The sequence below is a fragment of the Symbiobacterium turbinis genome, from assembly GCF_055383075.1.
Map to the genome: position 1 here is coordinate 1,464,401 of NZ_AP042433.1, position 26,605 is coordinate 1,491,005.

21 protein-coding genes and 1 pseudogene are annotated in these 26,605 nt (G+C 67.9%); 7 read left to right on the top strand and 15 right to left on the bottom strand.

The genetic code is table 11. The annotated features are described in order from the left end of the window. Window positions 1–507 precede the first annotated feature (507 nt). The 4 genes from ACZ45O_RS07180 to ACZ45O_RS07195 all read right to left on the bottom strand — a co-directional run bounded on the left by ACZ45O_RS07180 (window position 508) and on the right by ACZ45O_RS07195 (window position 3,098). Window positions 508–684 (bottom strand): hypothetical protein, encoded by a 177-nt coding sequence (locus ACZ45O_RS07180; RefSeq protein ID WP_464856953.1) that lies wholly within the window; start codon window positions 682–684, stop codon window positions 508–510. After that, window positions 606–1,340, bottom strand: coding sequence for a hypothetical protein (locus ACZ45O_RS07185; protein WP_464856955.1), 735 nt, complete (start codon window positions 1,338–1,340; stop codon window positions 606–608). The genes ACZ45O_RS07180 and ACZ45O_RS07185 overlap by 79 nt, the downstream gene beginning before the upstream one ends. A 17-nt stretch (window positions 1,341–1,357) precedes the next feature. Further along, window positions 1,358–2,377 (bottom strand): hypothetical protein, encoded by a 1,020-nt coding sequence (locus tag ACZ45O_RS07190; protein WP_464856957.1) that lies wholly within the window; start codon window positions 2,375–2,377, stop codon window positions 1,358–1,360. A 211-nt stretch (window positions 2,378–2,588) separates the two neighbouring features. Beyond that, entirely contained in the window at window positions 2,589–3,098 is a 510-nt protein-coding gene (locus tag ACZ45O_RS07195; RefSeq protein WP_464856959.1) for a DUF2179 domain-containing protein, read from the bottom strand. Between the two features lie 243 nt (window positions 3,099–3,341). On the opposite strand from ACZ45O_RS07195, the gene ACZ45O_RS07200 reads away from it, so the two are divergent. Next, window positions 3,342–3,908, top strand: coding sequence for a DUF4256 domain-containing protein (locus tag ACZ45O_RS07200; RefSeq protein ID WP_464856961.1), 567 nt, complete (start codon window positions 3,342–3,344; stop codon window positions 3,906–3,908). On the opposite strand, the gene ACZ45O_RS07205 is transcribed toward ACZ45O_RS07200, so the two are convergent. The 7 genes from ACZ45O_RS07205 to pflB form a co-directional block, all read right to left on the bottom strand. After that, the gene (locus tag ACZ45O_RS07205) at window positions 3,905–4,429 is read right to left on the bottom strand and encodes an NUDIX hydrolase (RefSeq protein ID WP_464856963.1); all 525 of its coding nucleotides are present in this window, start codon (window positions 4,427–4,429) and stop codon (window positions 3,905–3,907) included. The two genes, ACZ45O_RS07200 and ACZ45O_RS07205, sit on opposite strands and share 4 nt — an antisense overlap. 288 nt (window positions 4,430–4,717) lie before the next feature. Further along, window positions 4,718–7,837, bottom strand: a complete 3,120-nt coding sequence (locus ACZ45O_RS07210) for a tetrathionate reductase subunit A (RefSeq protein ID WP_464856965.1) — start codon at window positions 7,835–7,837, stop codon at window positions 4,718–4,720. Further along, window positions 7,830–9,104 (bottom strand): NrfD/PsrC family molybdoenzyme membrane anchor subunit, encoded by a 1,275-nt coding sequence (gene nrfD, locus ACZ45O_RS07215; protein WP_464856967.1) that lies wholly within the window; start codon window positions 9,102–9,104, stop codon window positions 7,830–7,832. The genes ACZ45O_RS07210 and nrfD overlap by 8 nt, the downstream gene beginning before the upstream one ends. A 16-nt stretch (window positions 9,105–9,120) precedes the next feature. Then, window positions 9,121–9,786 carry a 4Fe-4S dicluster domain-containing protein gene (locus ACZ45O_RS07220; RefSeq protein WP_464856969.1) on the bottom strand — a complete coding sequence of 222 codons (666 nt, stop codon included), beginning with the start codon at window positions 9,784–9,786 and terminating at the stop codon, window positions 9,121–9,123. Window positions 9,787–10,134: 348 nt separating this feature from the next. Continuing rightward, complete coding sequence (locus tag ACZ45O_RS07225) at window positions 10,135–10,938, bottom strand: C40 family peptidase (RefSeq protein WP_464856971.1); 804 nt, start codon at window positions 10,936–10,938, stop codon at window positions 10,135–10,137. 111 nt (window positions 10,939–11,049) lie between these two features. Then, window positions 11,050–11,820, bottom strand: coding sequence for a pyruvate formate-lyase-activating protein (gene pflA / locus ACZ45O_RS07230; protein WP_464856973.1), 771 nt, complete (start codon window positions 11,818–11,820; stop codon window positions 11,050–11,052). A gap of 12 nt (window positions 11,821–11,832) precedes the next feature. Further along, window positions 11,833–14,085, bottom strand: coding sequence for a formate C-acetyltransferase (gene pflB, locus ACZ45O_RS07235; protein WP_464856975.1), 2,253 nt, complete (start codon window positions 14,083–14,085; stop codon window positions 11,833–11,835). Between pflB and ACZ45O_RS07240 the strand changes: the two are divergent. Further along, window positions 14,075–14,992 (top strand): annotated as a pseudogene (locus ACZ45O_RS07240) (manganese catalase); the annotation flags it as partial. The gene pflB and the pseudogene ACZ45O_RS07240 overlap by 11 nt on opposite strands. A 234-nt stretch (window positions 14,993–15,226) precedes the next feature. On the opposite strand, the gene ACZ45O_RS07245 reads toward ACZ45O_RS07240, so the two are convergent. After that, window positions 15,227–15,736, bottom strand: a complete 510-nt coding sequence (locus tag ACZ45O_RS07245; RefSeq protein WP_464857692.1) for a DinB family protein — start codon at window positions 15,734–15,736, stop codon at window positions 15,227–15,229. A 594-nt stretch (window positions 15,737–16,330) separates the two neighbouring features. On the opposite strand from ACZ45O_RS07245, the gene ACZ45O_RS07250 reads away from it, so the two are divergent. The 5 genes from ACZ45O_RS07250 (at window position 16,331) to ACZ45O_RS07270 (ending at window position 22,847) form a co-directional block, all read left to right on the top strand. Then, window positions 16,331–17,326 carry a 2-oxoacid:acceptor oxidoreductase family protein gene (locus ACZ45O_RS07250; protein WP_464856977.1) on the top strand — a complete coding sequence of 332 codons (996 nt, stop codon included), beginning with the start codon at window positions 16,331–16,333 and terminating at the stop codon, window positions 17,324–17,326. Between the two features lie 7 nt (window positions 17,327–17,333). Next, entirely contained in the window at window positions 17,334–19,685 is a 2,352-nt protein-coding gene (locus tag ACZ45O_RS07255; protein WP_464856979.1) for a thiamine pyrophosphate-dependent enzyme, read from the top strand. A gap of 15 nt (window positions 19,686–19,700) precedes the next feature. Beyond that, window positions 19,701–20,549, top strand: a complete 849-nt coding sequence (locus ACZ45O_RS07260) for a sulfide/dihydroorotate dehydrogenase-like FAD/NAD-binding protein (RefSeq protein WP_464856981.1) — start codon at window positions 19,701–19,703, stop codon at window positions 20,547–20,549. An 84-nt stretch (window positions 20,550–20,633) separates the two neighbouring features. Further along, the gene (gene gltA / locus ACZ45O_RS07265; RefSeq protein WP_464856982.1) at window positions 20,634–22,052 is read left to right on the top strand and encodes an NADPH-dependent glutamate synthase; all 1,419 of its coding nucleotides are present in this window, start codon (window positions 20,634–20,636) and stop codon (window positions 22,050–22,052) included. 348 nt (window positions 22,053–22,400) lie between these two features. Continuing rightward, the gene (locus ACZ45O_RS07270) at window positions 22,401–22,847 is read left to right on the top strand and encodes a DUF5946 family protein (protein WP_464856984.1); all 447 of its coding nucleotides are present in this window, start codon (window positions 22,401–22,403) and stop codon (window positions 22,845–22,847) included. Window positions 22,848–22,876: 29 nt separating this feature from the next. Here ACZ45O_RS07270 and ACZ45O_RS07275 read toward each other — a convergent pair whose 3' ends face one another. The 3 genes from ACZ45O_RS07275 to ACZ45O_RS07285 all read right to left on the bottom strand — a co-directional run bounded on the left by ACZ45O_RS07275 (window position 22,877) and on the right by ACZ45O_RS07285 (window position 26,605). After that, window positions 22,877–23,959, bottom strand: a complete 1,083-nt coding sequence (locus ACZ45O_RS07275) for a hypothetical protein (RefSeq protein ID WP_464856986.1) — start codon at window positions 23,957–23,959, stop codon at window positions 22,877–22,879. Window positions 23,960–25,070: 1,111 nt separating this feature from the next. Then, the gene (locus tag ACZ45O_RS07280; protein ID WP_464856988.1) at window positions 25,071–25,193 is read right to left on the bottom strand and encodes a hypothetical protein; all 123 of its coding nucleotides are present in this window, start codon (window positions 25,191–25,193) and stop codon (window positions 25,071–25,073) included. A gap of 14 nt (window positions 25,194–25,207) precedes the next feature. After that, window positions 25,208–26,605 carry a sigma-54-dependent transcriptional regulator gene (locus tag ACZ45O_RS07285; protein WP_464856990.1) on the bottom strand — a complete coding sequence of 466 codons (1,398 nt, stop codon included), beginning with the start codon at window positions 26,603–26,605 and terminating at the stop codon, window positions 25,208–25,210.

Sequence of the window (26,605 nt, forward strand, 5' to 3'; positions counted from 1 at the left end):
CCGTGCCAAACGCGCAAAGCGTGGAAGGATGCTGCCGCGAAGGCCCCGGCGTAGACGCGGGTCAGGGCGCACGGGAACGGCTTACACAGAAGTGGACGATGATGGCCTGGATCAGGATGGGGAAGAGGCACTCACGGCGTCGTCCGCTGCTTCGTCTCTCACTCGAAGTGCGCGTTTGGCCTGCCAAACGCGCATAGCGTGGGAGGATGCGGCACGAAAAAGCCCGCGGAGACGCGGGCTGGAGGCGCACGGTTTCGCCTTGCACCGCAGTGGGCGAAGATGCCGGGAGCAGGCCAGGGAAGAGTCGCCCCCGACGCCGTCACCTGCCAGGTCTCTCACACAATGTGCGAGTTCGTCGTGCCAATCGCGCACGACCTGGGAGGAAAGGCGCAGAACACGGCCGCCCTGCGCCCTGCATTCCTATGCGAGCAACGCAGCGCACTCCCCGAATCGACAAAGGCCCAACCCTCGCGGGTGGGCCTCCACGATTGCTGGCATGCTGCCACGCTACCCCGCCAGCCACCGCCGGGTAGCCGCCTCCTGCACCGGCAGGGGGTTCAGCAGAGGCCGGCGGCGGCGCAGCTCCTGCAGGGCGGCGTCGTAGCTCAGGCCGTGCCGGCGGGCGTGAAACGCCACCAGGATGGCCGCCGTGCGCTCGGCGCCGGCCCGGCAGTGCACATACACGACACTGCCGGGCTGCCGCAGGCTCTCCTCCAGGAAGGCGACGGCCTCATCGAACTGCGCGGGGTGGGCGGGCCCATGTCCACGACCGGGATGTGCCGGCGCAGCACACGGTCCGCCAGCGCGTCCAGCGCCTCCTGCCCGAACCGGGGCGGCGCCCACTCCCACGGCTCGCGCAGATCCAGCACGTGGGTGACACCCCGGGCCAGGAGCCATTCGGCGTCCAGCGCGGTCAGCGGGTTGCGGCCGGCCAGCAGGCCGTAGTCGATCCAGTTGCAGTTCATGGGCGGCAGATGGGGGGTGGCGTAGACCGCTCGGTGCGCCCGGAAGAGCGGCAGGTCAAGCCCCGCCGCCGCATCGCGCAGGGCCTCCTCAGCTCGGGCGAGCAGTTCCCGGGCGGCCCGGATCACCGCTAGCGCCTCGCGCCGCTCACGCTCACGTACCTCCGCTCGCTCACGTACCTCCGCTCCGCTCTGCTCAATATGCCCCTGCGCTTCAGTCGAGTGGCGCCCAATCGGCACGCCCGAGCGCAGGGCCTCCACCTCAGCCCGCATGGCCGCATCCAGCCGCTCCCGCAGAGGCGACGGGGCCTGCGAATCGTGCAGCAGCGCAACGTCATGCATCAGGAAGGCAAGGATCTCTTCTTGAATCGCGGGCATCGGCAGTCCTCCCAAGATCAAGCTGGCCTGATCGCCGTCACCATCGTGCGGCCATCGGCCTCGACGACGGTCACCAGCCAGGCCCCGGCAGCGTCGATCGCTTCGAGCAGCACCTCGCCGTCGCCAACGCTCCTCACGGTGAACCCTTCGCTGAGCCTCGAAGGCAGTTCCAATTCCAGAGCAGTCTCCAACGCATCGGCGGTCGCCGAGCGCCAGCGCTCCGCTTCCGGCTCCATGAGCAGCACCTGCACGAACCCGGCCACGACGCTTTCCGCGGGGGTCAGCTCGATCCGGTCCCGCAGCACGTACCGCGAGCCCTCCCGCTCCCAGTCCTCCCGCACGGAGGCTCCGCCCACACCCACGAAGCGCGTGTACCGGTCGATGCCCTGCGAGGGCAGGAACACCGTGGCGACCACCGTGTCGGGTGCGGGCGGCTCAGGCCCCCACACCGCGCGCCACTCCCCGCCCTCGTGCACCTGGAGCCCCACCTGGGCCACAAACCGGGTCTGGCCGCCGCCCACGTTCATCACCACCTGCAGCAGGTCTCCCTCTCGCCGCAGGCCGTGGAAGTTGCCCACCCCCTCCAGGCCCTCCAGCGGAAACGGCTGGCTTCGCCACAGGCCATCTTCACGCCAGAAGAGCATCCGGCCGTCGTTCATCACGTTGTAGCCCTTGCCCCACTGGCAGGCAAGCACCGCTTCCTCCGGAGCCTCGGCAGTGCCGGCGCAATAGACCGCCCATCCGGGGATCTGCCACCCGTCCTTCACGCCTGCAGCCTCGGTCGGTGACATCCCCTCCAGGCGCGCCAGGATTGCTGCCGCGACGTCCGGCACAGGCTCAGACTGTTCGCCCTGGGCGGCAACAGCGCTGGCGGGGGCGGCGGGGACCTGCTCCCCCTCCCCGGCGGCTGGTGTATTGTCGGACACGGCGACCCCTTCGCCCGCGCGGGGCGACGGCGCGCCGGTGGGGTGCGGGCCGGCGCAACCCACCCCGAGGGCGCTGAGGAGAACGGCAGCGCAGACCAGCCATCTCTTCATGCCAGATCAACCCCCTGGTCCGTTAGACCACTGCCAACAGGCCGGGGTTCCGAGCCTGGATCCCAAGCCGTGTCCCAAGCCTGGATCCCAAGCCGAGTCCCAAGCCTGGATCCCAAGCCCAGGTCCAAAGCCCGGGTTCCACGCCGATCCCGCCCGCACAACGCGACGAGACGCCCCGGCAGCGGGGCGCCTTGCGGTTGACGCGGTCCACTCAGTGCGGCAGCACCCGCTGCAGGAAGCCCCCCTTGTACGCGGCGGCGTCAAGCTGCACGACAAAGGCGTGCGGGTCCAGCTCCTCCAGGAGCTGCATCACCCGCGGGCCGTGCTTGCGGCGGGCCACGACCATGAGCACCTCCCGCTCACCCGTGCGGCCCTCCGCCCGCCAGTCGGTCACCCCGAGCCCGCGCTCGCGCAACTGCGGCGCCACCCGTCCAATGCGATCGGTGATGACCTGGAACACCACGTAGCCCAGCGCCAGCCGCTCCTCGATCTTGCTGCCCACCAGCGAGCCCACGGCGTAGCCCAGCGCGTAGGTGGCGATCTTCAAAGGGTTGGAGAGCTGCGTGACGACGAGTCCCAGCGCGTAGACGTATAGGATGAGCTCGAAGAAGCTGATGGCCGAGGCTAGCAACCGCCGGCCCTTGACGAGGATGATCCACCGAACCGTCGTAATCGACACGTAGGTCGCCTGTGCGAAGAAGATGACCAGGAGGTCCAGCACGGCTCTCCTCTCCCTTCGCGAGACGATTTCGCCGGACCGGGACATCCATCCTGTCGCGCTGGCGTTGACGCATGTTTCCTGAGCCGGTAGAATGGCAGGAACCCCCACCGGGGGCAGTGGCAGCAGAGGATCCCGGGGACGGAAACCCTATCCGGGGGTTCGTGCCGCGCCGTGCGCAGCACAAGGTGACGCCCGGCGCACAGGAAGGCTGCGCCGGGCTCTGCAGAAGGTGGTGTGAACGTGATGGACAAGGCAGGCCGCGAGATTGCGCCGGATCAGCGGGAAGCGCTGCTCCGCACCCTGAAGGTCCGGTTCGAGAAGAACATGCACCGCCACCCCGGCCTGGACTGGGCGGACGTGCAGGCCAGGCTGGAGGCCCGCCCGGAGAAGCTGTGGTCGCTCCACGAGATGGAGCGGACGGGCGGGGAACCGGACGTGGTGGGGTTCGACCGCGAGACGGGCGAGTACATCTTCTACGACTGCGCGCCCGAGAGCCCCAAGGGGCGCCGGAGCCTCTGCTACGACCCCGCCGCGCTGGAGTCGCGCAAGCAACACAAGCCCGAGGGCAGCGCGGTGGGCATGGCAGAGGCGATGGGCATCGAACTGCTCACCGAGGAGGAGTACCGGGAGCTGCAGAAGCTGGGCGCCTTCGACACGAAGACGTCCAGCTGGGTGAAGACGCCCCCGGAGATCCGGAAGCTCGGGGGCGCCATCTTCTGCGACCGCCGTTACAACACGGTCTGGACCTACCACAACGGCGCCGAGTCATACTACGCTTCCCGGGGCTTCCGGGGTTCTCTCCGGGTTTAGGGCCTCTCGCCGGGGGCGCCGCGCGGGCCCGGGGCCAGGGCCGCGGACAGTGCCCGTTCCAGCATCCTGCTCCACCGGGGATGCAGCGTCCGCGCCTCCTCGGGTTGAACGAAGACCCGGCGGGCGGACTCGAACTCCGCGCCGAAGGGCAGCACTTCCGTGATGTCCACCCGGTAGAAGGCCTGGTAGCCGATCCTGGGGTACTTGCCCCCCGGCTGCCACTGGTCGTTCTCGCTGTGGTCCACCTTCACCAGCCCTACCAGGGTGGGCACCCCGCGCACGTAACCCTCCTCCATCGTCTCCCGCAAGACGCACGCCTCGGCAGACTCGCCGGGGTTCCGGTGCCCGCCGGGAATGTCCCATCCCCGATGGTTCAGGTCGACCAGCATCAACTTACCGTCCAGGAAGCAGAGGCTGTGGACGCTGGTGATGAGCTCAACCGGCGGCAGTTCCCGAGGGGCATCCAGCCACTCCAGCCGGATTCTCCCGCCGCCCCAGTTGACGTACTCGACTCCGTTCATGCAAGACGCCTCCCCATGGCAGAGACAAACCGCCGGACCCGGCCGCAGTCTGCATGCCCCGGTGAGCAGGCAGGTGCCCTGGCGAGTAGGCAGATGCCCCGCGAATGAGCAACTGCCCCGGCGAGGCCGGCGCCAAGACCGCCAGCACGGCCGCGACGATCGGCTCCGTCTGATTCATACGACGAATCACAGCGCGGCAGGTTCCGGCGGCTGAGCGCCCCACCCATAGCAGAGAGCAGACCGACCGACCCTCGCGGACAGAGGGTCGGTCGGTCTGCTACTTGCCGCCTAAATCTTCTCCACCTCCACCCACGTGTCGTACTGGGCGCTGGCGTTGGTCAGCGCATCCACCAGGCTCGAACCCCGGCCCAGGTTCTCGTCCTGCCGGATCAGGTCGTTCACCCGGAAGCCCGTGCCCCGGCCCGGGGCGAGCCCGGTCGGCTCCGTGCCCGTCTGCCGGAAGTCGTAGCCCGTGTGGCCGTAAGCCGTAACCGGCGGGATGACCACCCCGTCGATGGTCACCGCCTTCGCCCCGTACGTCTCGTGGCCGTACGAGAACTCGGCCCCCACGACCCCCGGCCGGATGCCCTCGGTGAGGTAAGCCGTCGCCTCCACCGTGTGCGAGGCCGACCGCAGCCGGATCCGGTCCCCGCTGCGGATCCCCCGGGCGGCGGCATCCTTCGGGTGCATCCACACCGGGTTCTCCTCCCGGATCTCCCGCAGCCAGGCGTTCCCGATGGTCCGGTGGTTGGAGAGGTGGCTCGACTTCCAGTTGATGAACTGCAGCGGCAGGTTGTCCTCGATCTCCCTGCCGGTGTAGTCCACCGCCCCCCAGATCATCGGCGTCCCGTCGTAGTACTTGCCCGTGTACGACGACTTCTGCCGCGCCGCCACCTCGTCGTACAGGTTCACCTGCCCGCCGAAGCGCATCGCGAGCCACTCGCCCTCGTAGGCGGTGTCCGGCGGGGCGAACCGGCCCCCGCGGTTCAGCACGTAGACCACCTTGGGCCACTCCTCGGGCGTGACCGCCGCCTTCCAGGCCTCCTCGTCGTACCGGTCGCCCAGGGCGATCCGCCGGGACCGGCTGAACAGCTCCAGCTCCTCCGGCGAGGCATCCGGCACCGGCTCCTCGTCGAAGGCGATGTTGGCCACGATCTTCAGGTAGTAGTCCTCTGCCCGGTCCAGGCTGTGGCCGCCCGGGAAGGCGTTGGGGCCGAACCCCTTCAGCCCCAGGGCCTTGCCCAGGTCGATCAGCACATCCTCCACCGCCCGGGGCCCGTCCATCACGTGGCAGGCCGGCTGCTCGATGTGGCTCTCCTTCAGGTTCTGGTTGGGGTAGATGGAGAGCAGGTTCCACCGCTCCAGGTAGGAGAGGTCGGGCAGGATGTAGTCGGCGTACTGCGACGTGCCGCCGATCACCAGGTCGAAGGCCACCACCAGCGGCAGCTTCTGCTCGTCTTTCAGCATCTCCGCCTGGTAGTTGCCGCCGGGGGCGGACTCCACCAGCGACATCCGGTTGATGAACAGGGCCTTCAGCCCGTAGGGGTACTCGTCGTACGCCGAGGGGATCACCTCGTGGCAGGCGTTGCCGCCGAGGAAGGTCCAGCGCCGCTTCGCCGGGTAGCCGTCCCGCTCGAAGAGGGTGGTCTGCTCGTAGACCTGCTTCTCCCGGGTGATGGGCACACCCCACGGCGTGTATCCCCCCTCCACCTTCGACACGTCGTAGCGGCTGCCGGAGGTCTCCTTGTACCGCACTGCCGAGGAGTTCTCGCCGCCCTTCCAGTCGTGGTTGCCGATCAGGTAGTTGAGGATGCCGATGGCGTAGACGGCGTAGAAGCCATTGGTGTGCATCGCCGGACCCCGGTAGGAGACGACGACCGCCCGCTTGCCGTGGGAGGTGAAGTTGCGCGCCATCTCGACGATGGTCGCCTCGGGCACCCCGGCCATCTCGGCGTACTCGGCGATGGACTTCTCGAAGACCCGCTCCTTCAGCAGGGTGAAGGCCGACTTCACCCGGATGCCGTTGATCTCGGTGTCGACCTCCAGCTCGCCGTCCATGGCCTCGGTGGCCGGCACCGGCACGCCGTCCTGCAGGGCCACGAAGGCGTCTCCCTCCAGGCCGATGTCCTTCGCCCGCAGCTTCGGCCGGTTGGGGTGAGAGAGGTTCACCAGGTGGGTCGCGTCGGACCAGGTGGGCTCGCCGTCGGCCGCGGCCGCCTTCTTGCCCGGGTTGCGCAGGTAGCGCTCGTCGTAGCGCTTGTTCTCGATGATCCAGCGGATCATGCCGAAGGCGAGGGCGATGTCCATGCCCGGCTTCACCGGCACCCAGAGGTGCGCCTTCTCCGCCGTCCGGGAGAGCCGGGGGTCCACCACCACCAGCTTCATGCCCCGCTCGATGGCGTTCATGAGGCGCGGCGCCAGCCAGGTCGGCCCCTTGTTGGCCACCGCCAGGTTGGTGCCCCAGGCGATCAGGTACTCACAGTGATCCAGATCGGCGTACTGCCGCTTCTTCAGCTGGTTGCCGTTCCGGCCCCGCACGTTCGCGGCCACCCCAGGCACGCCGCAGATGCCGCCGTGGTTGAAGGTGTTCACGGTGCCGATGGCCTGGTTGAACATCCGGGTGATGAAGTCGTCGCGGTTGCCGAAGACGAAGGCGATCTGGTTGGACCTGGGGCCCAGGTCCGGGTGGCGCGTGTCGATGAGGACGTCTCTGTACTTGGCGTCGAACGCCTCCCAGGTCATCTCGCCGGCCTTCACCTTCGCCCAGTCCGCCATCACCGGCTCCTTGTCGACGAAGGCGATGTGCGGCCGGAGCTTCTCCGCGATCTCCTCGATGGCCTGCTCCCACGAGATGGTCTGCCACTCGCCCGAGCCCCGGGGGCCCACCCGCTTCAGGGGCCTGGCGATGCGGTAGCCGTCGTACGCCGTCTGGATGCCCGCCTGCCCCTTCAGGCAGGTGCGCCCGCCGGCGAAGAGCCGGCCGTCCCTGGCCAGGTCGCCGTGGCCCCTGGCGGCGTCGAAGGGCGAGGTGTCGTACGGGATCTGGTCGTAGGGCACCGTGTTGAGCGGCGAGTAGGGGTTGCCGGCGATCTTGCGCACGTAGGCCTTGCCGCCGGTCTTGGCCGGATCGGTCAGGACCACCTTGATGGTGCAATGGGTCTGGCACTGCTCGCAGGTGGTGTAGATCACCCGCTCCGCCGGGGCCTCCTCGCCGAACGAGCCGGCGCCGTGGGTCTTGGTGTTGGCGAAGGGATCGTCGAAGGCCTGGGAGATGCCGCCGCCCAGGAGGGGCATGGCGGCGATGGAGCCGCCCACCACGGCCGCCCCGGCGACGAACTGGCGGCGGGTAACGCCGGCCTTCTGAGTGCCGGCGGTCTCTGCGGTGCTGCGCTTGCGGTCGTCAGTCATGAGCCGTCCCTCCGATCACGTGAACATCCTCGTCGACAGGCAGCAGGTCCGCGGCCAGGCTGAAGAGCAGCAGCCCCATGGCGATGATGCCGGCGCTCGACCACCACTCCACCGCGTTCGGGAAGTACTGCCCGGCGGGCAACCCCTCAAGCGCCGGCGTGATGAGCGGCGGCACGACAATGTTGAACCGCACCCCGACGATGCCCACCACCACCATGAGGGCTGCCACGGCGGTGAGCGGCACCGACTCCCGCAGGCGGGTCATCAGGATGATCGCAGGAGCCACCATGCCGATGCCCAACTGCAAGATCCAGAAGGTCCAGGCGTAGGGCCCCTCCATCATCAGGTGCATGACGCCGGTGTCGTGCGGCGCCATGGAGAGCAGCGGCACCAGGTATTCGTAGAACAGCAGGCCCAGGTCCACCAGGAGGAACGCCCCGAGAAGCCGGCCCAGGTCGGCCACCATCCCGCCGTCCACGGGCCGCTTCAGGGCCTTCTGCCGCAGGATGTAGAGCAGGGCCAGCAGCGCCGTGCCCGACACCAAAGCCGACACGATGAAGACGATGGGCGTGAGCGCCGAGAACCACATGCCCCGGGCCTTCACGATGGCGAAGATCGTGCCAGTGCCGCCGTGCACGCCGAAGATGGCGATGGGCACGCCGATGGTGCCGAGGATGCGAAGCATGCGGTGGTCCCGCGCGGTGTCCAGGGACTTGCTGCCGAAGCTGAGCCACCGGGCAAGCCGCGACCGGTCGGCCCTGCGCACCAGGTCGACCCGCATCGCGAACCAGAGCTCGGCCGCGAGCAGCAGGATGTAGATCAGGTAGAACCGCATCTCCCACGCCAGCGGCGAGAGCCAGTTGAAGTAGACCAGGGCGCTGAATGCCCGCTCCATGCGGCCAAGGTCGAGCAGCACGAAGGAGAGGGCGACGATCATCGCCACCAGCGCGGTGAGCAGGGCCATGCGCCCCAGCCGCTCGAACCGGGTCATGCCGAAGACGTAGATGAGGCTGGAGAGCAGGAACGCCCCGGCCGACAGGCCGACGAAGTAGATGTAAAACGCGATCCACGCCCCCCAGGGGGTGATCGAGGTCAGGTTGGTGGTGGCCAGGCCGTTTACGGTGCGGTGGAAGATGGCCGCTCCGCCGGCGATGAGCAGGGCGGCGAGCAGGACGTACCAGCCTGCTCGGAGATGCTTGCTCGGCTCAGGGGCAGGATGCTCGTCGGCGTGCCGCAGGGCCGCCTCTTCTCTGGTCAGCGCGGACATCGTGTGCTCCCTCCTCTTACTTCAGGTAGATGACCCGCGGTTGAGTGCCCATCTCTTCCTTCAGCCGGAAGGCCCGCGGGCTGGCGGCCAGCTTCGCCACCGCCGAGTCGGGGTCGTTCAGGTCGCCGAAGTACCGGGCGTCGCCGATGCAGGTCTCCACGCAGGCGGGCTCCTCGCCCCGGTTGATGCGGTGCAGGCAGAAGGTGCACTTGCGCACCGTCCCGATGGGCGCCTCCCCCTTCCGGCGGGGGCCCTGCTCGACCCCGTACTCGGGGGCCTGCACCTCGGTGAAGGCGATCATCTCGTCGTAGTTCTCGCCGAAGTCGAAAGACCGGGCGCCGTAGGGGCAGGCGGCGATGCAGTAGCGGCACCCGATGCAGCGGTCGTCGTCGATGATGACGACGCCGCTCTCGCCCTTGTACGTGGCGCCCACCGGGCAGACGCCGACGCAGGGCGGCCGGTCGCACTGCATGCACGGCCGGGGCACGTAGGTCCGCCGGGTATGGGGGAACTCGCCGATCTCCATCTGCATCACAACGTTGTAGCTGATGCCAGGCGGGGTGCGGTTCTCGGCCTTGCAGGAGACGGTGCAGGTATCGCAGCCGATGCACTTCTGCAGGTCGATCACCATCACCCAGTAGGGCTCCTTCCGCGAGCCGGGATCCTGGGCTGCTGCGGTCATCGGGGTCACTCCCTCTCTGGATCTTGTGCCTTCGCCAGAGAGATGTAGCAAGGGACGTGCCAACGGTTGGATCGGCGAAATTTCGCTCCGCAGCCGGGCAGGTGTGGCGCCAGGACCGCACTGGGGCGGCAGTGGAGCACCACTGGGGCACCACTGGGGCACCACTGGGGCACCACTGGGGCGGCACTGGGGCAGCACAAAGCAGCACCGGGGGTGACATTTTGTCACCCCCGGTGGTCTGTGCATGCATGACATTTTGTCAGGTTGTCAGATTGTCACGGGTGCGGCCGCACGCTGCCCAGCCCGGTCGGTCGGGAATCCCCGGCGGACTGCAGGGCGCGTACCGGACTAGTGAATCACACGCTTCGCGAACAGGAAGTGGGTGTACCAGTAGTCGCCCTTCTCGGGATCGTCCCTGAGGGTCGCCATGGTCACCCCCACGCCCTCCTCGTAGGTGTGAAGGATCCGACCGTCGCCCATGTAGATGGCCACATGCCGCACCCGGGAGATTCCCTCCTCGTCCGGGAACCGGTCGTCCCAGAAGAACAGCAAGTCGCCGGGCCGCATCTGGTCGAAGTGCACCCACTCGCCCTGCACGGCCTGCTCCCGGGAGTTCCAGCCCAGCGCGATGCCGTGCTTGTCGTAGAGGTACTGCACGAAGGAAGAGCAGTCGAAGCTCCTGTCCTGGAACCGCTGGGCGCCGTAGACGTACGGCGTGCCCCAGTAGGTGAGCCCCATGTCGATGATGCTGTCGGCCGTCCGCTTCCAGGCCGGCTCGGGAAGGGAGAGCCGCTGGCCCGGATAGATCAGGCCTATATCCCTGATCTGGGGGTTGGCCGCAGCCAGGTCGGCGATCGTCAGGCCGTTCTGCCAGGCAATCTGGCCGAGGGTGTCCCCGGGCTTGACGGTGTAGCGGGAGGCCTCCCGCGCCCCTGCTGCGGGCAGGGTGAGCGGCTGACCGGGGTAGATCCTGGTGATGTCCGTGATCTGCGGGTTCGCGCGGACCAGTTCGCCGATCGTCACGCCGTGCCGCCAGGCGATCTGGCCCATCGTGTCGCCCGGCCTCACGGCGTAACTCGCCGGCGCGGCGGCCCGGGCCACGCCGCCCAGCGCAAACAGCCAGATGAGCGCGCCAGCCAGAGCCCTCTTCATCGTCGCCCTCCCCCTTTCTCTGCCTAAACGTTTAATCCTATGCTAAATCGTAGCACGGGAGAGGGCGGCGCGGCGCTGAGAAGTCCTTCCTCCGGCACTGCCGCCGCGGTCCTACGTCACCTTCAATCCCCGCCGCTCCAGCTGCGCCCGAATCCGGTCCATGGTCTCCTGCGTCGGCGGCTCCACCCCCTCCAGGGTGTAGCGGATCCCCATCGCCTCCCACTTGTGCTTCCCCAGCAGGTGGTAGGGCAACAGCTCCACCCGCTCCACGCCCCGCAGGCCCTGCACAAAGTCCGCCAGGGCCTCCACATCCGCCGGGGCGTCGCTCCACCCGGGCACCACCACGTACCGGATCCAGAGCGGCACACCCCGGTCTGAAGCGTAGCGGGCGAAGGCCAGGGTCAGCTCGTTCGACTGGCCGGTGAGGGCCCGGTGCTTCTCCGGGTTGAGCTGCTTCAGGTCCAGCAGGATCAGGTCGGTGTGATCCAACACCGGCGCCGCCCGCTCCCGCGGTGCGAACCCGTTGGTGTCCAGGGCCGTGTGGATGCCGACCTTGTGCGCCTCCTCGAAGAGGCCCGCCACGAAGTCGGCCTGGAGCAGCGGCTCGCCGCCGGTCACCGTCACCCCGCCCCCGGATGCCCGCATGTAGGGCACGTAGGCGCGCATCTCGGCGATGAGTTCCGCGACCGTCCGCTCCTCCCCGCCCCGCCGGTCCCAGGTGTCGGGGTTGTGGCAGTACCGGCAGCGGTAGAGGCAGCCCTGCAGGAAGACCACGAAGCGCAGGCCCGGGCCGTCCACCGCGCCCATCGAGTCCACGGAGTGCACCCGGCCCACCCGCAGGGCCGCCGGCAGTTCCAGCTGCGTAAACTCGCAGAGCTGCACGGAAATCGCCCCCTACAGGCACTGGTGGAACGTGCGGTTGATCACCTCCAGCTGCTGCTCGCGGGTGAGCTTCACGAAGTGGACCGCATAGCCCGAGACCCGGATGGTCAGCTGCGGGTACTGCTCGGGATGCTCCATCGCGTCCAGCAGCGTCTCCCGGTTCAGGCAATTGACGTTGATGTGGTGCCCGCCCGACGTGGCGTAGCCGTCCAGCAGGCCGATCAGGTTCGACACCTGCTCCTCGGCCGACCTGCCCATGGCCCCGGGCACCATGGAGAAGGTGTAGGAGATGCCGTCCAGCGCCGAGGCGTAGGGGATCTGCGCCACCGACGTGCAGGAGGCCAGGGCGCCCTTCACGTCCCGCCCGTGCATCGGGTTGGCCCCGGGTGCGAAGGGCTCGCCGGCCTTGCGGCCGTCGGGCGTCGCGCCCGTCTTCTTGCCGTAGACGACGTTCGACGTGATGGTCAGCACCGAGAGGGTGGGAATGGAGCCCCGGTAGGTCTTGTGCCTGGCCAGCCGGGCGGCGAACTCGTCCACCACCCGGGCCGCGATCTGGTCCACCCGGGGGTCGTTGTTGCCGTAGGCGGGGAAGTCCCCCTCCCGTTCGAAGTCCACCGCGATCCCCTGCTCGTTGCGGATGGGGCGCACCTTCGCGTACTTGATGGCCGAGAGCGAGTCGGCCACCACCGAGAGGCCGGCGATGCCGCAGGCCATGGTGCGCAGGATGTCCCGGTCGTGCAGCGCGAACTCCAGCCGCTCGTAGAAGTACTTGTCGTGCATGTAGTGAATGATGTTGAGCGTGTTGATGTAGAGCCGCGCCAGCCAGTCCATCATCTGCAAGAACCGGTCCCACACCTCGTCGAAGTCCAGCACGTCGCTGGTGAGCGGCGGCAGCTTCGGCCCCACCTGGATGCCCAGCCGCTCGTCCACGCCGCCGTTGATGGCGTAAAGCAGGCACTTGGCGAGGTTGGCCCGGGCGCCGAAGAACTGCATCTGCTTGCCGATGCGCATGGCGGAGACGCAGCAGGCGATGCCGTAGTCGTCTCCCCAGTACTGGCGCATGATCTCGTCGTTTTCGTACTGGATCGCGCTGGTGTCGATGGAGACCTTCGCGGCAAAGCGCTTGAACCCCTCGGGCAGCCGCGGGGACCAGAGCACTGTCAGGTTCGGCTCCGGCGCCGGCCCCAGGTTGTAGAGCGACTGCAGGATGCGGAAGCTGTTCTTGGTGACCAGGGTCCGGCCGTCGATGCCCATGCCGCCGATGGACTCCGTCACCCAGGTGGGGTCGCCGCTGAAGAGCTCGTTGTACTCGGGGGTGCGCAGGAAGGCCACCTGCCTGAGCTTGATGGTGAGCTGGTCCATCAGCTCCTGGGCCTCCTGCTCGGTGAGTCTGCCGGCGCGGAGGTCCCGCTCGATGTAGATGTCCAGGAACGTCGAGATGCGGCCGATGGACATCGCTGCGCCGTTCTGCTCCTTGATGGCGGCCAGGTAGCCCATGTAGGTCCACTGCACGGCCTCGCGGGCGTCCATCGCCGGCCGGCCGACGTCGCACCCGTAGCCGGCGGCCATCTCCTTCAGCTCGTGCAGGGCCTTGATCTGCTCCCGCAGTTCCTCCCGCAGCTGGATGGTCGCCTCGTCCATCGTGTCCGGCTCGGTCCAGGCCATCTCGAGCTCTTTCGCGCGGATCAGGTTGTCCACGCCGTAGAGCGCCACCCGCCGGTAGTCGCCGATTATGCGCCCCCGGCCGTAGGCGTCGGGCAGCCCGGTGATGATGCCGCTCTTGCGGGCGAGCCGCATCTCGGGGGTGTAGACGTCGAACACGCCCTGGTTGTGGGTCTTGCGGTACTCGGTGAAGATCTGTTTCAGCGCAGGGTCGGGCTCCACGCCGTAAGCCGCCAGCGAGGCCTCCACCATGCGCCACCCGCCGTACGGGTAGATGGAGCGCTTGCCGGGCTTGTCGGTCTGCAGGCCGACGATCAGCTCCAGGTCCCTGTCCAGGTAGCCGGGGCCGTAGGCGAGAATCGACGAGGGCGTGCTGGCGTCGATCTCCAGGGGCGCGCGCGTGGCCTGCTCCTGCCTCAGGATGGCGAAGAACTTCTCCCAGAGGGCTTTCGTGCGCTCGGTGGGGCCGGTGAGAAATGAGCCGTCGCCCTCGTAGGGGGTGTAGTTGCGCTGGATGAAGTCACGCACGTCGATGCGCTGCCGCCACATGCCGGGGATGAAGCCTTCCCACGCGGGGTGGTCGTCGAACTCGATGCGAAACACCGCGGCATCCTCCTCTGTGGTGTTGCGTTCCGTGGGTAGGGTGCCGCGGTTCGCCCGCCCTCAGTCAGATGCAGGCGATGGCCCGCACAATGGGCCGTTTCGCCTCTCCGCAGCCCGGTGCAGACGACCTGAATTGGACAAATCCACACGCGCATACATCTCCGGGGGAGGTGGTGCGCCCGTGTTTTTCCACGACCGGCGCCTGCAATACAACGCCAAGCCGGCACGGCCCGATCCGGTCTACGCGAAAAAGCTCCAGGAACTGCTGGGCGGACAGTGGGGCGAAATCACCGTTGCGCTGCAGTACCTCTTCCAGGGATGGAACACCCGGATCCCCGGCAAGTACCGGGACATGCTGCTGGACACCGGCACGGAGGAACTGGCCCATATCGAGATGCTGGCCACGATGATCGCCCGCCTGCTGGAGGGGGCGCCCGTGTCCCAGGAAGAGGCGGCGCGCAACCCGGTCATCGCCGCGGTCCTGGGCGACATGAACCCGCAACACGTGATCGTCAGCGGCCTGGGCCCGCAGGTGGCCGACAGCGTCGGCTACCCCTGGAATGGGCGGTACGTCACCGCCAGCGGCAACCTGCTGGCAGATTTCCGCTACAACCTCACGGCCGAGTCCCAGGGAAGACTTCAGGCGGTGCGCCTCTACAACATGACCGACCATCCAGGGGTCCGCGACATGCTTGCCTTCCTGATCGCCCGCGACACCATGCACAAGAACCAGTGGCTGGCCGCCATCGCCGAACTGGAGGCGGACGGGCTGGAGAGGACGCCCGTGCCCTCGGCGTTCCCCCCTCACCTGGAGCACCGGCAGTTCTCCTACCAGTTCTGGAACCTCTCGGCCGGCAACGAAAGTGCGCAGGGACGCTGGGCGCACGGGCCATCGCCCGACGGGCGGGGCAGTTCCAGTACGTGGCCAATCCGGCCCCGCTGGCACCGCCGCCTGAGCCGCCTCCCGTCCCCAACCCGCGGGTCTACGACACCGTGCCCCGCCGCCCGCCGGCGCCGCCCGGACCGCCTGTCCGCCCATCCGGGCTGTGACCGGGCGCACCGAACTCGTCGATCAGGGCCCCGTCCGGGCACAAAGGCAACCGGGGGTGACAGGCTGTCACCCCCGGTCTTGTCGTGCGGGCTACCGCTCTCGGTACACCGACCGAAGCCGGGCGATCTGCCCCTGGTGATGGATGGAATGGCTTGCCATGTGCCAGAGCATGTAGCGAACCGTGGCCGGTTCCGGCCACCACGGCACCACGACCGCCCGCTCCACGTCTTCTTCCGCCAGGCCCGCGACGTAACTCCGGGCCATCTCGATCACCGAGCGGTACTCCTCCAGCAACGCCTGCAGCTTGGCGCCTTTCGCCTCAGGTATACGCCCGTTCTCATCCTGGAAAGGTCCGTAGTGAGCCTGGATCTCCTGGAGCCGGTCCGTGTCACCCATCATCAAGTGAAGGTAGGTCGTGTCCACCAGGACCAGATGCTGGAGCAGCATGGCCGTGGAGTTGGGGTTACCTGGACCCCGGAAGTGAAACTCGTCCTCGGTCATCCCCGTTAACCGCCTCTCCAGGCGACGGAACGCATTCTCGACCATACCAAAGGGTACAGCCAGGGACTGCGGAACTCCACAACTACAGATGTCGCGCATCGCCAGTCCTCCCTCCCTCGCTGGGCCACCAACATGAAAGAGCGTGCCCAGAGCTCGTATAGAATATTCTATCACCCGTTTTGCCCTGTGAAGAGTACGCGCAACGAGCGCACTCGTCTGACCGAAGGTCACCGCATAACGGCGGTCGCGCCCTCATCCACGGAGCAACCGAGCGCAACTCTGCACCCGAGACCACCCCGAAATTCGCCCGAGCTGGGTCCTGCCACCGGTACGAATCCAGAACTTACCACGATATGAGCAATCCACCAGCCCGCGCCCTCTACGGCCTGCGCTCCCAAACCCGCCCGCACCGCCACGCACTCAGCACCTCCCACAAGATGCGTGTTCCTCCACCCCCCAAAAAGCCCCAGGGGTACTCCCCAAAAGGAGAGTGCCCCTGGCCCTTTTGTACGGTGAAATGACAAAAACGAACGATGAACGGTTGTACCGGTGCCTCGAGCGACACCTCACAAACAACCATCGCCTCCTTCGTTACACTTATCACCTGGTTTCAACAACTCACAGCGGGTAATCAGTCGGAATTGGGCGCTTCGCCTAAAATGAACTCCGTAACAAGCGAAAGGTGGGGATCGAGTGAACGGCAGCTACGAAATCCGCCTGGAATCCATCGGCGGCCTCGGTGCCCACCTCGCCGGCCAGATCCTCGCAGAGGCCGGTGTGCTGGGCATGGGGCTCAACGGCGCCCACTTCTCCTCCTACGGGTCCGAGAAGAAGGGGACCCCCGTCAAGTCCTACGTGCGGCTGGTGCCGGGCGATCGGCAGATCCGCACCACCAGCCCCGTGCGGGAGCCCGACCTGGTGGCCGTCTTCCACGAGGCCCTGCTGAGCGACCCCAGCGTGACCGCCGGACTGAAGCCCGGCGCAACCCTCATCGTCAACAGCCCCGCGCCTGCGGCGGACATCGCCGCGCGGGTGCCCGTCGGGGGGATCCGGGTCATCAGCGTGGATGCCACCGGCGCTGCGGTGGCCGAGAAGACCCGCGTGAACACGGCCATGCTCGGGGCCATCGCCCAGGCGGCGCCCATCCTGGAGGCCGAGGCGGTGCGCCAGGCGATCCGCAACACCTTCCAGCGCAAGTACCCCCATCTGGTGGAGGCCAACCTGCGCACCTTCGACCGCTGCTTCCACCAGTTCGACGAGTGCGTCTCGCCCGAGGCGCCCAGCGCGGGCAGCCGGGCCGCCGCCGGCCCGGTGGTCGGATACCGCACCGCGCCGGCGGGCGGCATCCTGCCCACGCCGGGCAACACCATCGCCAAGAACATGGGCATCTCCCGGCAGGGGTTCCTGCCCGTGTTCCACCGGGATCTCTGCGCCGACTGCGGCATCTGCGACCTGGTCTGTCCCGACTTCTGCCTGGTCTGGGAGCCCACCGGGCGCAGCATCAACGGCTACCCCGGCGTGCGGCTGATCGGCATCGACTACCAATACTGCAAGGGCTGCCTCCACTGCGTGCAGGAGTGCCCGACCGGCGCGCTCACCAAGGAGCGGGAGGCCGGCGACATCGCAGAGCGGCTGCGGGTTCCGCTGTTCGGCCCCCGGCCGGTGGCAGCGGCCGCGGAAGGGAGGTAGCGGCAGGATGGCGATTCGAGAAAAAGACCTTTTCACGCAGGGCGACGGCAGCGCCCCGCATCGCCCGGGCAGGAAGGCCGCGCGCCGAAGCGGCCGGGAGGATTCCCAGCGCCCCGCCCAGGTCGCCGGGTTCAAGTCCGGCAACGAGATGGCGGCCCTGGCGGCGAGCCACATCAACTTCCACCTGATGGGCTACTACCCCATCACCCCCTCCACCGAGATCGCCGAGCTGCTCGACGAGATGAAGGCCGAGGGGCTGCACGACATCGCGATGGTCCCCGCCGACGGCGAGCACGGCGCGGCCGGGATCTGCTACGGCGCGTCGGTGGCCGGCGGCCGGGTCTTCAACGCGACCTCCGCCAACGGCTACCTGTACGCCCTGGAGCAGATGCCGGTACAGGCCGGCACCCGCATGCCCGCGGTGCTCGACCTGGTCACCCGCACCGTCTCCGGTCCGCTCGATATCCGCGGCGACCACTCCGACCTCTACTTCGCCCTCAACACTGGCTGGATCATCCTGCTCGCCCGGGATCCCCAGGCGGTCTACGACATGAACATCATCGCCGTGCGGCTCTCCGAGCATCCGGACGTGCGGTTGCCGGTGATCGTCGCCTACGACGGCTTCTTCACCAGCCACCAGAAGCGCCGGGTCTCCTACTTCGCCGACCGGGAGCCGGTGCAGGCCTTCCTGGGGCAGCGGCCGGACTTCCCCCACGCGCTGGACCCCCAGCGCCCGGTCACCTTCGGCCCCTACATGAACGACCCGGACCTCATCAACAATAAGTACCAGCTCCACCTGGCGATGGAGGCGGCCCGCCGGGTGCTGCCCCAGCTCTACGCCGAGTGGGCGGAGCTCACCGGCCGAGAGTACCGGACCGTGGACCTCTACCGGATGGAGGACGCCGAGGCGGCGCTCTTCCTGCTCAACTCCGCCGCCGAGACCGCCAAGGACGTGGCCGACCAGTTGCGGGAGGAGGGTAAGAAGGTGGGCGTGATCAGCCTGAACGTGCTGCGCCCCTTCCCGGCGGATGAGATCCGCGCCGCCCTGCGCAACGTCAAGGCCGTACTGGTCGGCGACCGGGCCGACTCCTACGGCTCCGGCGGCGGCAACCTCTCCCACGAGGTGAAGGCCGCCCTGAAGGACGACCCGGAGAACCGCACCCTGGTCCTCTCCCGGATCTACGGCCTGGGCGGCCTGGAGTTCGACGTCGACGACGCCCGGGCGCTCTTCGAACTCGCGCTGGAGGCCGCAGAGACCGGCCGGGTCCCGGTGCCCTTCGACTACCACGGCGCCTCCCCCGACGGGGGCGGGCAGGGGCTGCCCCCCGGCCTGCCGCCGCTGGATCCCGATGCCCTGCGCCTCCCGCTGGTGCAGGTCAGGGAGGATCCCGCGGGAGGCCCGCTCCAGGTGGAGCACGCCCCGCTGTGGGCCTTCCGCAACCGGCCGGGGCGCATCGCCCCTGGCCACGGCGCCTGCCCCGGCTGCGGGATCTTCCCGTCGCTGGACCAGTTCTTCCGGGCGCTCTCTGGCGACGTCGTGGTGCTCTTCCAGACCGGCTGCGCGATGGTGGTCACCACCGGGTATCCCTACACCGCGCACCGGATCACCTACATCCACAACCTCTTCCAGAACGGCGCCGCCACCCTCTCGGGACTGGTGGAGATGTTCTACGAGCGCAAGCGCCGGGGCGAGATCCAGGTGCGGGATGACTTCACCTTCGTGATGGTCACCGGCGACGGCGGCATGGATATCGGCATGGGCCCGGCCATCGGCACTGCGCTGCGGGGCCACCGGCTGATCATGCTGGAGTACGACAACGAGGGCTACATGAACACCGGCTCCCAGCTCTCCTACTCGACCCCGCTGGGCCACATGACCAGCACCAGCCACGTGGGGTCGCACCAGGCCGGCAAGTGGTTCCACCACAAGGACACCCCGCAGATCATGGCGGCGTGCCACATCCCCTACGTCTTCACCGCGGCCCAGTCCTATCCCGAGGACCTCATCCGCAAGGCCGCCAAGGCGCAGTGGTACGCGCAGAACGTGGGGCCGGTCTACGGCAAGATCCTGATCGCCTGCCCGCTCAACTGGCGGTCGGATGAGGCGATGACCACCGAGATCCTGCAGGCCGCCGTCAACTCCTGCTTCTTCCCGCTCTACGAGATCGAGAAGGGCAAGACCCGCATCACCTACGACCCCGAGCCCCTGGGGCTGCGGGTGCCGGTCCGGGAGTGGGCCGGACTCATGGGCAAGACGAAGCACCTGCTGAAGAACCCGGAGCTCATGGCCGAGATCGAGGCGGAGGTCGACCGCCGCTGGCAGCGCCTGAAGGCGATGCACGAGCACCCGCTGCTGTAGGAGGGAGGAACCGGCATGTACCGCATCCTGAAGAAGCGTCAGCTGACCCCGGTGACGGCCCTCTACGTGATCGATGCGCCGCTGGTGGCACGCGCCGCCCGGCCGGGGCAGTTCGTGATCCTGCGCGTCGCCGAGGGCGGCGAGCGGATTCCCGTCACCATCACCGACTACGACCCGGAAGCCGGCACCGTCACCGTCGTGGTGCAGCAGGTGGGCAAGACCACCCACTGGCTGGCCCAGCACGGCGAGGGCGACGCCATTGCCGATTTCGCCGGCCCCCTGGGCACGCCGGTGGATCTGCCGGAGCGCGGCCGGGTGGCGCTGGTGGGCGGGGGCTTCGGCGCCGCGGCGATCCTCACCATCGCCAAGGCCCTGGCCCGGCGGCCCGAGGTGAAGGTGGACGCCATCGTCGGCGCCCGCACGTCGTCGCTGCTCATCCTCACCGATGAGGTGAGCGCCGTTGTCGACCGGTTCCTGCCCTGCACCGACGACGGCTCCCGGGGCTACCACGGCCTTGTGACCGGACTGCTGGAGCAGGAGATCGCGGCGGTGGGCTACGACGTGGTGATGGCCATCGGCCCCATGCCGATGATGCGGGCGGTGGCCGAGGTCACCCGGCCCCACGGCATCGCCACCTACGCCTCCCTGGATCCCATCATGCTGGACGGCACCGGCATGTGCGGCGCCTGCCGCGTGCGGGTGGGCGACCAGAACCGGTTCGCCTGCGTGGACGGCCCCTTCTTCGACGCCCACCAGGTGGACTTCGACGAGGTCACCCGCCGCAACCGGATGTACAAGCACGAGGAGCGCCAGGCCCTGGAGCGCTGGCACCAGTGCCAGGGGAGTTGCGCCACGGTCGTGTGATGAGGTCTGGGCACCATGGCGGTAAGTAGTGCGAAGCAGGACTGTGGCCGTGGCGATGAGTAGTGGGAAGGAGGCCCGAACCCGATGGCGATGATCAGTCTGAAGAAGCAGCCCATGCCCCAGCAGGCGCCGGACGTCCGGGCCACCAACTTCGACGAGGTGCCGCTGGGCTACACCGTGGAGATGGCGGTGCATGAAGCGACCCGCTGCCTGCAGTGCCAGGATCCCCAGTGCGAGGCCGGCTGCCCGGTCTCGGTGCCGGTGCGGGACTTCATCGGCCTGCTGGCCCAGGGGCGGATTGAGGAAGCGATCCGGACGATGAAGGCGGTCAACCGCCTGCCGGCGATCTGTGGCCGGGTCTGCCCCCAGGAGGAGCAGTGCGAGGCCCGCTGCGTGCTGAACCGCAGCGGTCGGCAACCCGTGGCCATCGGCCGGCTGGAGCGGTTCATCGCCGATTGGGAGCGGCTGCACGGCCCGGTCGTGGATGAGAAGCCTCAGCGCCGTCCCGAACGGGTGGCGGTGATCGGCGCCGGGCCCGCCGGACTCACCTGCGCCGGCGACCTGGCGGCCATGGGCTACCAGGTGACGGTCTTCGAGGCCCTGCACGCGCCCGGCGGCGTGCTGATGTACGGCATCCCCGAATTCCGGCTGCCCAACGAGATCGTGGAGGCCGACGTGGCCCGGCTGGAGGCCATGGGCGTGGAGTTCCGCTACAACGTGGTGGTGGGCCGCACGATCACGATCGATGCCCTGCTGGATGAGATGGGCTACGACGCCGTCTTCATCGGCACCGGCGCCGGCCTGCCCAAGTTCATGGGCATCCCCGGCGAAAACCTGGCCGGCGTCTACTCGGCCAACGAGTTTCTCACCCGGATCAACCTGATGCGGGCCTACCGCTTCCCCGAGTACGACACGCCGATCAAGGTGGGCAAGCGGGTTGCGGTGATCGGCGCCGGCAACACGGCCATGGATGCCGTCCGCACCGCCCTCCGCGTCGGCGCCGAGCGGGCGATGATCGTCTACCGCCGCACCCAGGCGGAGATGACCGCCCGGGCGGAGGAGTACGAGCACGCCTTGGAGGAAGGCGTCGAGTTCTACTGGCTCACCAACCCTGTGCGCATGCTCGGCAACCAGGAGGGCTGGGTGAAGGGGCTGGAGTGCGTCCGCATGGAGCTGGGCGAGCCCGACGAATCCGGCCGGCGGCGCCCCGTGCCCGTGCCCGGCTCCGAGTTCGTGCTGCCCTGCGACACGGTGATCCTGGCCCTGGGCACCACGCCGAACCCGATCCTGATCAACGCCACCCCCGGCCTGGAGACCAACCGCTGGGGCTGCGTGGTGGCCGACCCCGAGACCGGCGCCACGTCCCGGCCAGGCGTATTCGCCGGCGGCGACGTGGTCACCGGCGCCGCGACGGTCATCCTGGCCATGGGCGCCGGGCAGAAGGCTGCACGGGCGATCCACCGGTACCTGGAGGAGAAGCGGCAGGCGGCCGTGGCGGACTAGCCTACGCTGCGCCCCAGTCATCTTGACTGGGGCGCCGCTTCATCTTGGCGGGGCGCCGCTTTCGCATTTCCCCCAGGGCAGGGCGCTCGTCCGCTAGGGCAGGGCGCTCGTCCGCTAGGGCAGGGCGCTCGTCCGCTAGGGCAGGACGCTCGTCCGCCAGGGCAGGACGCTCGTCCGTCGGGGCTGGCCACTCCGCCCGCCGGGGCTGGCCGCGCCGCTCGGTGGTGATGGGGTGCACCCTTGCTTCGGCGACACAGGAGGAATGCTGCGCACGTGTAAGCGAACCCTACGACGGGCCAAGGCTTCAAAACGCCACCTGCCAACCAGATCGACAAAGGGAGTGCAATCATGTCAGACAACAACGAGCCCACCGACACGTGCCCCGAGTGCGGCGCCCCGGCGGTGAATGGAATGAACTGTTTCGAGCAACTCGGGTGGCTGATTGGATGGGAGCAGCGAGACCCCGACCTCGCAGCCCTCCACTTCGTCACCGTAGCCTCGTACAACCTGCAGCATGCCGCGCAGTTCCAGCCGGACGTTCTCGCCCGGCTGCGAGAGGCGTTCATCGCCCACTTGGATCGAGGGTTGCCGGCATCGGAGATTCGGCGCCGTATGGGCTCGGCTTATGCGGGTAGTGCCCGGGTCCTGCGCCCGGAGTCCGAGCGCAGGCCTGTGTTGCGGCGCTGGCCCATGACCATCGCCGACGTCTATCTGCCCGATCAGCCCGACGGGGCCGCCGACCGTGTTCGGGCGTGGGCGGCATCCATCCGGGCGGAACTGGAGCGGGAACAGTAGCGTTACCAAATTCCGGGAGTTTGGCAGCGCTATGCCGTTGTGTGTTCCTCCTGCAGGACCTTGGCTCGATACTGCTCTGAGTACCGGAGGAGCGCCTGGTACACGTAGCGCTTCTCATCCGGCACCGGCCTCAGGGGGACGCCCATTTCGGTGAGCACTCGATCAAGATATTCGAAGGTCAGGTTGCGCGGGTGAATCTCGGCCAGTTTGATCCCCGCTTGTGCGCTGAGCGTCCGCTTCAGCCGGTCGCGCTCCTGCTGGAGCCTGAGCTGAGTCTCACTGGGGTACAAGCGAGTTACCCGGAAGTGCTGGGGGCCTTGAAACTCCAGAGCCGCGTTGTACTTGGGCAGGAGCACGTCGTACTGCAGGCGTCCCCCTGTCTTGCGGTTCACCAAGGAGTTGAGCTCGCCGTTCTCCACCACGTAGGTACCGGTGCGAAGCTCCACTTTGCGGGCCATCAGGAACTGGCCAAAAGAGTACCCTGGTTTCTGGCCGACCAGCGACTTGTCCTTCTCAAAGACAGCCAGTTCCTCCCGCCTCCGGCCCTCCGCCGGATTCTCTGCTGCGAACGCAAAGTGCTTCTTCCGGGCGATCCGTCTCACCGCCCCTTCCAGATAGCCGCTCTCGGAAAGTACCCGGAGGTACTTGATCAAGCTGTTGCGCGAGTATCCTGTCCGCTCCATCAGCATCTGGTAGGTAAACTGCCGGTCAAGCCCGCGGATCACGCCCCACACCCAGCGCGCCGCGTGGGGCAGGCTGCGGTCGAGCAAGATATCATCCTGTAGTTTCAGGATGTCACAGGCCACAGGCCAGAGCAGGCGCACTTCAACCGTACGCCCAGACCGGCAGTATTCCAGCCATCCCCGCTCCGTCAGTTGGTTGAGGTACTTGACCACGCTGTGCTGGCTCAATCCTGAGAGGTCGCGCAGCTCGGCGAAGGTAAACCGCCGACCGATAATGCGGAGCATCCAGAGGAATGCCCACAGGTAGCGGGCTCCCTCCGGCAGACTGCGGTCCTTCCACAGCAAGTCCGGCACGTGCACTTCCATCGGTTTTCTCAGCTGCAGGCGAGCCTCCGCAAGCCGCTCCCTGGCGCTGGGGCCTTTCCCCACGAGCCTTCCCTCCCGATTGGGAGGATTCTACGCCGATCATACGTTTTCCTCCTGTTCTGGGATCTGTTCCCAGTCACGTGCCTTCTCGACTCCCTTCACCGTGTCTCACACCGTTTGCAATTTGCGCCAGGTATTCTCGCAAACCGTGGGAACTTCACGCGGAGAGAATCCGCCCTCGTCGTGCTCCAGGGCGGATTCACCCACGTTCAGCCCGCTCCGACTCGCTCAACTGCCTGCCAAGACCCTGCGTTCCTACACTACCACCGTCCGGGCCAGCTGAAACCACCCCGCCGCTGTCCCAAGTCTCACACGCTTTGCCACTTGCGCCCCGCATTCTCGCAAACCCCGGGAACTTCACGTAGAGAGGAATCCGCCCTCGTCGTGCTCCAGGGCGGATTCACCCACGTTCAGCCCGCTCCGACTCGCTCAACTGCCTGCCAAAGCCCCGCGTTCCTGCACCACCACCGTCCGGGCCAGCTGAAACCACCCCGCCGCTGTCCCAAGTCTCACACGCTTTGCCACTTGCGCCCCGCATTCTCGCAAACCCCGGGAACTTCACGTAGAGAGGAATCCGCCCTCGTCGTGCTCCAGGGCGGATTCACCCACGTTCAGCCCGCTCCGACTCGCTCGACTACCTGCCAAGACCCTGCGTTCCTACACTACCACCGTCCGGGCCAGCTGAAACCACCCCGCCGCTGTCCCAAGTCTCACACGCTTTGCCACTTGCGCCCCGCATTCTCGCAAACCCCGGGAACTTCACGTAGAGAGGAATCCGCCCTCGTCGTGCTCCAGGGCGGATTCACCCACGTTCAGCCCGCTCCGACTCGCTCAACTGCCTGCCAAGACCCTGCGTTCCTACACTACCACCGTCCGGGCCGGCTGAAACCGTCCCTCCGCCATCCCAAGTCTCACACGACTTGCCACTTACCCACCACATTCTCGCAAACCCCGGGAACTTCACGTCAGCGAAAACCACCCCTGCACTCCCCCCAGGGGCAAATCCAGCAAAAGTCCCGCCGGCAGGTTGTCCCTGCCGGCGGGACTCGCTCCTCCTCCATCACGGCCCGGCGCTCGTACGCCCGCACGAGCCGCCACAACAAGTAAACCGCCATCACCAGCGATCCCCGGTCACAACCCAATCGACGGCGCCCAGGCCGTCAGCCACGTCCAGCTGCGCTCGCTCGATCATCATCCCCACCGCGAGCATCACGACGATAAACGCCACATACGTCAAGGCCTCGCTTCGCCCTACTCCCCTGACCTGAGGCCGTAGCTCTCGATCTTCCTGTACAGCGTACGCACGCTTACCCCGAGCAACTGCGCCGCCTGAGCCCGGTTCCAGCCCGTGCGCTCCAGGGCCCTGGCGATGTGCGCCCGCTCCATCTCCTCCAGTGTCGGGAACGCCTCCCCGGCAGCGTCTCCGCCGCCAACCCGGGGAGCCGTCGACGCAGCCCCCGCGCCACCTCCCCCCTGCTCCCCAGGGCGGGCGGGCCGCACCGCAAGCCCAAGATCCTCAGGGGCGATGAACCGATCCGGGCTCAGAATGACGCCGCGCTGCACCAGGTTGAACAGTTCCCGCACGTTGCCCCGGAAGTCCTGCTGCATGAGCACATCCACGGCTTCGGGAACCATCTCCTTCTCCGAGCCCAGGCGGGCCAGGAAATGCTCCACCAGCAGCGGGATGTCCTCGCGCCGCTCCCGCAGGGGCGGGACGTGCAGCGTGACCACGTTCAACCGGTAGTACAGGTCTTCCCGGAAGCGCCCGGCCTGCACCTCATCAAGCAGGCGGCGGTTGGTCGCCGCAACGATGCGGACGTCCACCCGGCGGATGCGCGTCTCCCCCACACGCCGCAGTTCGTGGCTCTCCAGGAAGCGGAGCAGCTTGGCCTGCACCTCCAGCGGCATCTCGCCGATCTCGTCCAGAAAGAGCGTGCCCCCCTCCGCCAGCTCCACCAAGCCCGGCTTTGCCGCCACCGCCCCGGTGAAAGCGCCGCGTGCATGGCCGAACAGCTCGCTCTCCAACAGTTGCGCCGGCAGCGCGCCCGCGTTTACGGGGATGAACGGGCCCGCCGCCCTGGGGCTCCACAGGTGGACCGCCCGGGCGATCAGCTCCTTGCCCGTGCCGCTCTCGCCTTCGATCAGCACGGGCATGGATCCCTGCGCCACGCGCTGGGTCAGGTCCAGCAAGCGCCTGATCGGTTCGCTGCGGCCCACGATCTCCAGCCCGTCGCCCAGGCGGCGCAGCGCCTCCCGCAGACCGCGGTTCTCCACCTCCAGTGCGCGCCGCTCCAACGCCCGCTCCAGGATGGCCTCCAGTTCTGCCAGGTTGCACGGCTTGGTCAAGTAGTCGTAAGCCCCGGCCCGGATGGCCTCCACCGCCGTCTCAATCGAGCCGTGGCCGGTGAGAATGAGCACCGGGAGCGACGGCTGGATCTCCCGCGCCCTCTTGAGCGTGGCAATCCCGTCGAGCCCCGGCATCTTCATATCAAATATGGCGGCGTCGAACTCTTCCTCGGCCAGTGCCGCCAGCGCTTCGGTGCCTGACCCCACGGCCTTCACCAGATACCCCTTGCGGCTCAGGCGCCGCTCCAGGAGTTCCCGAAACGAAGCTTCATCGTCGGCGATCAGCAAGGCGTAGCTGCGCAT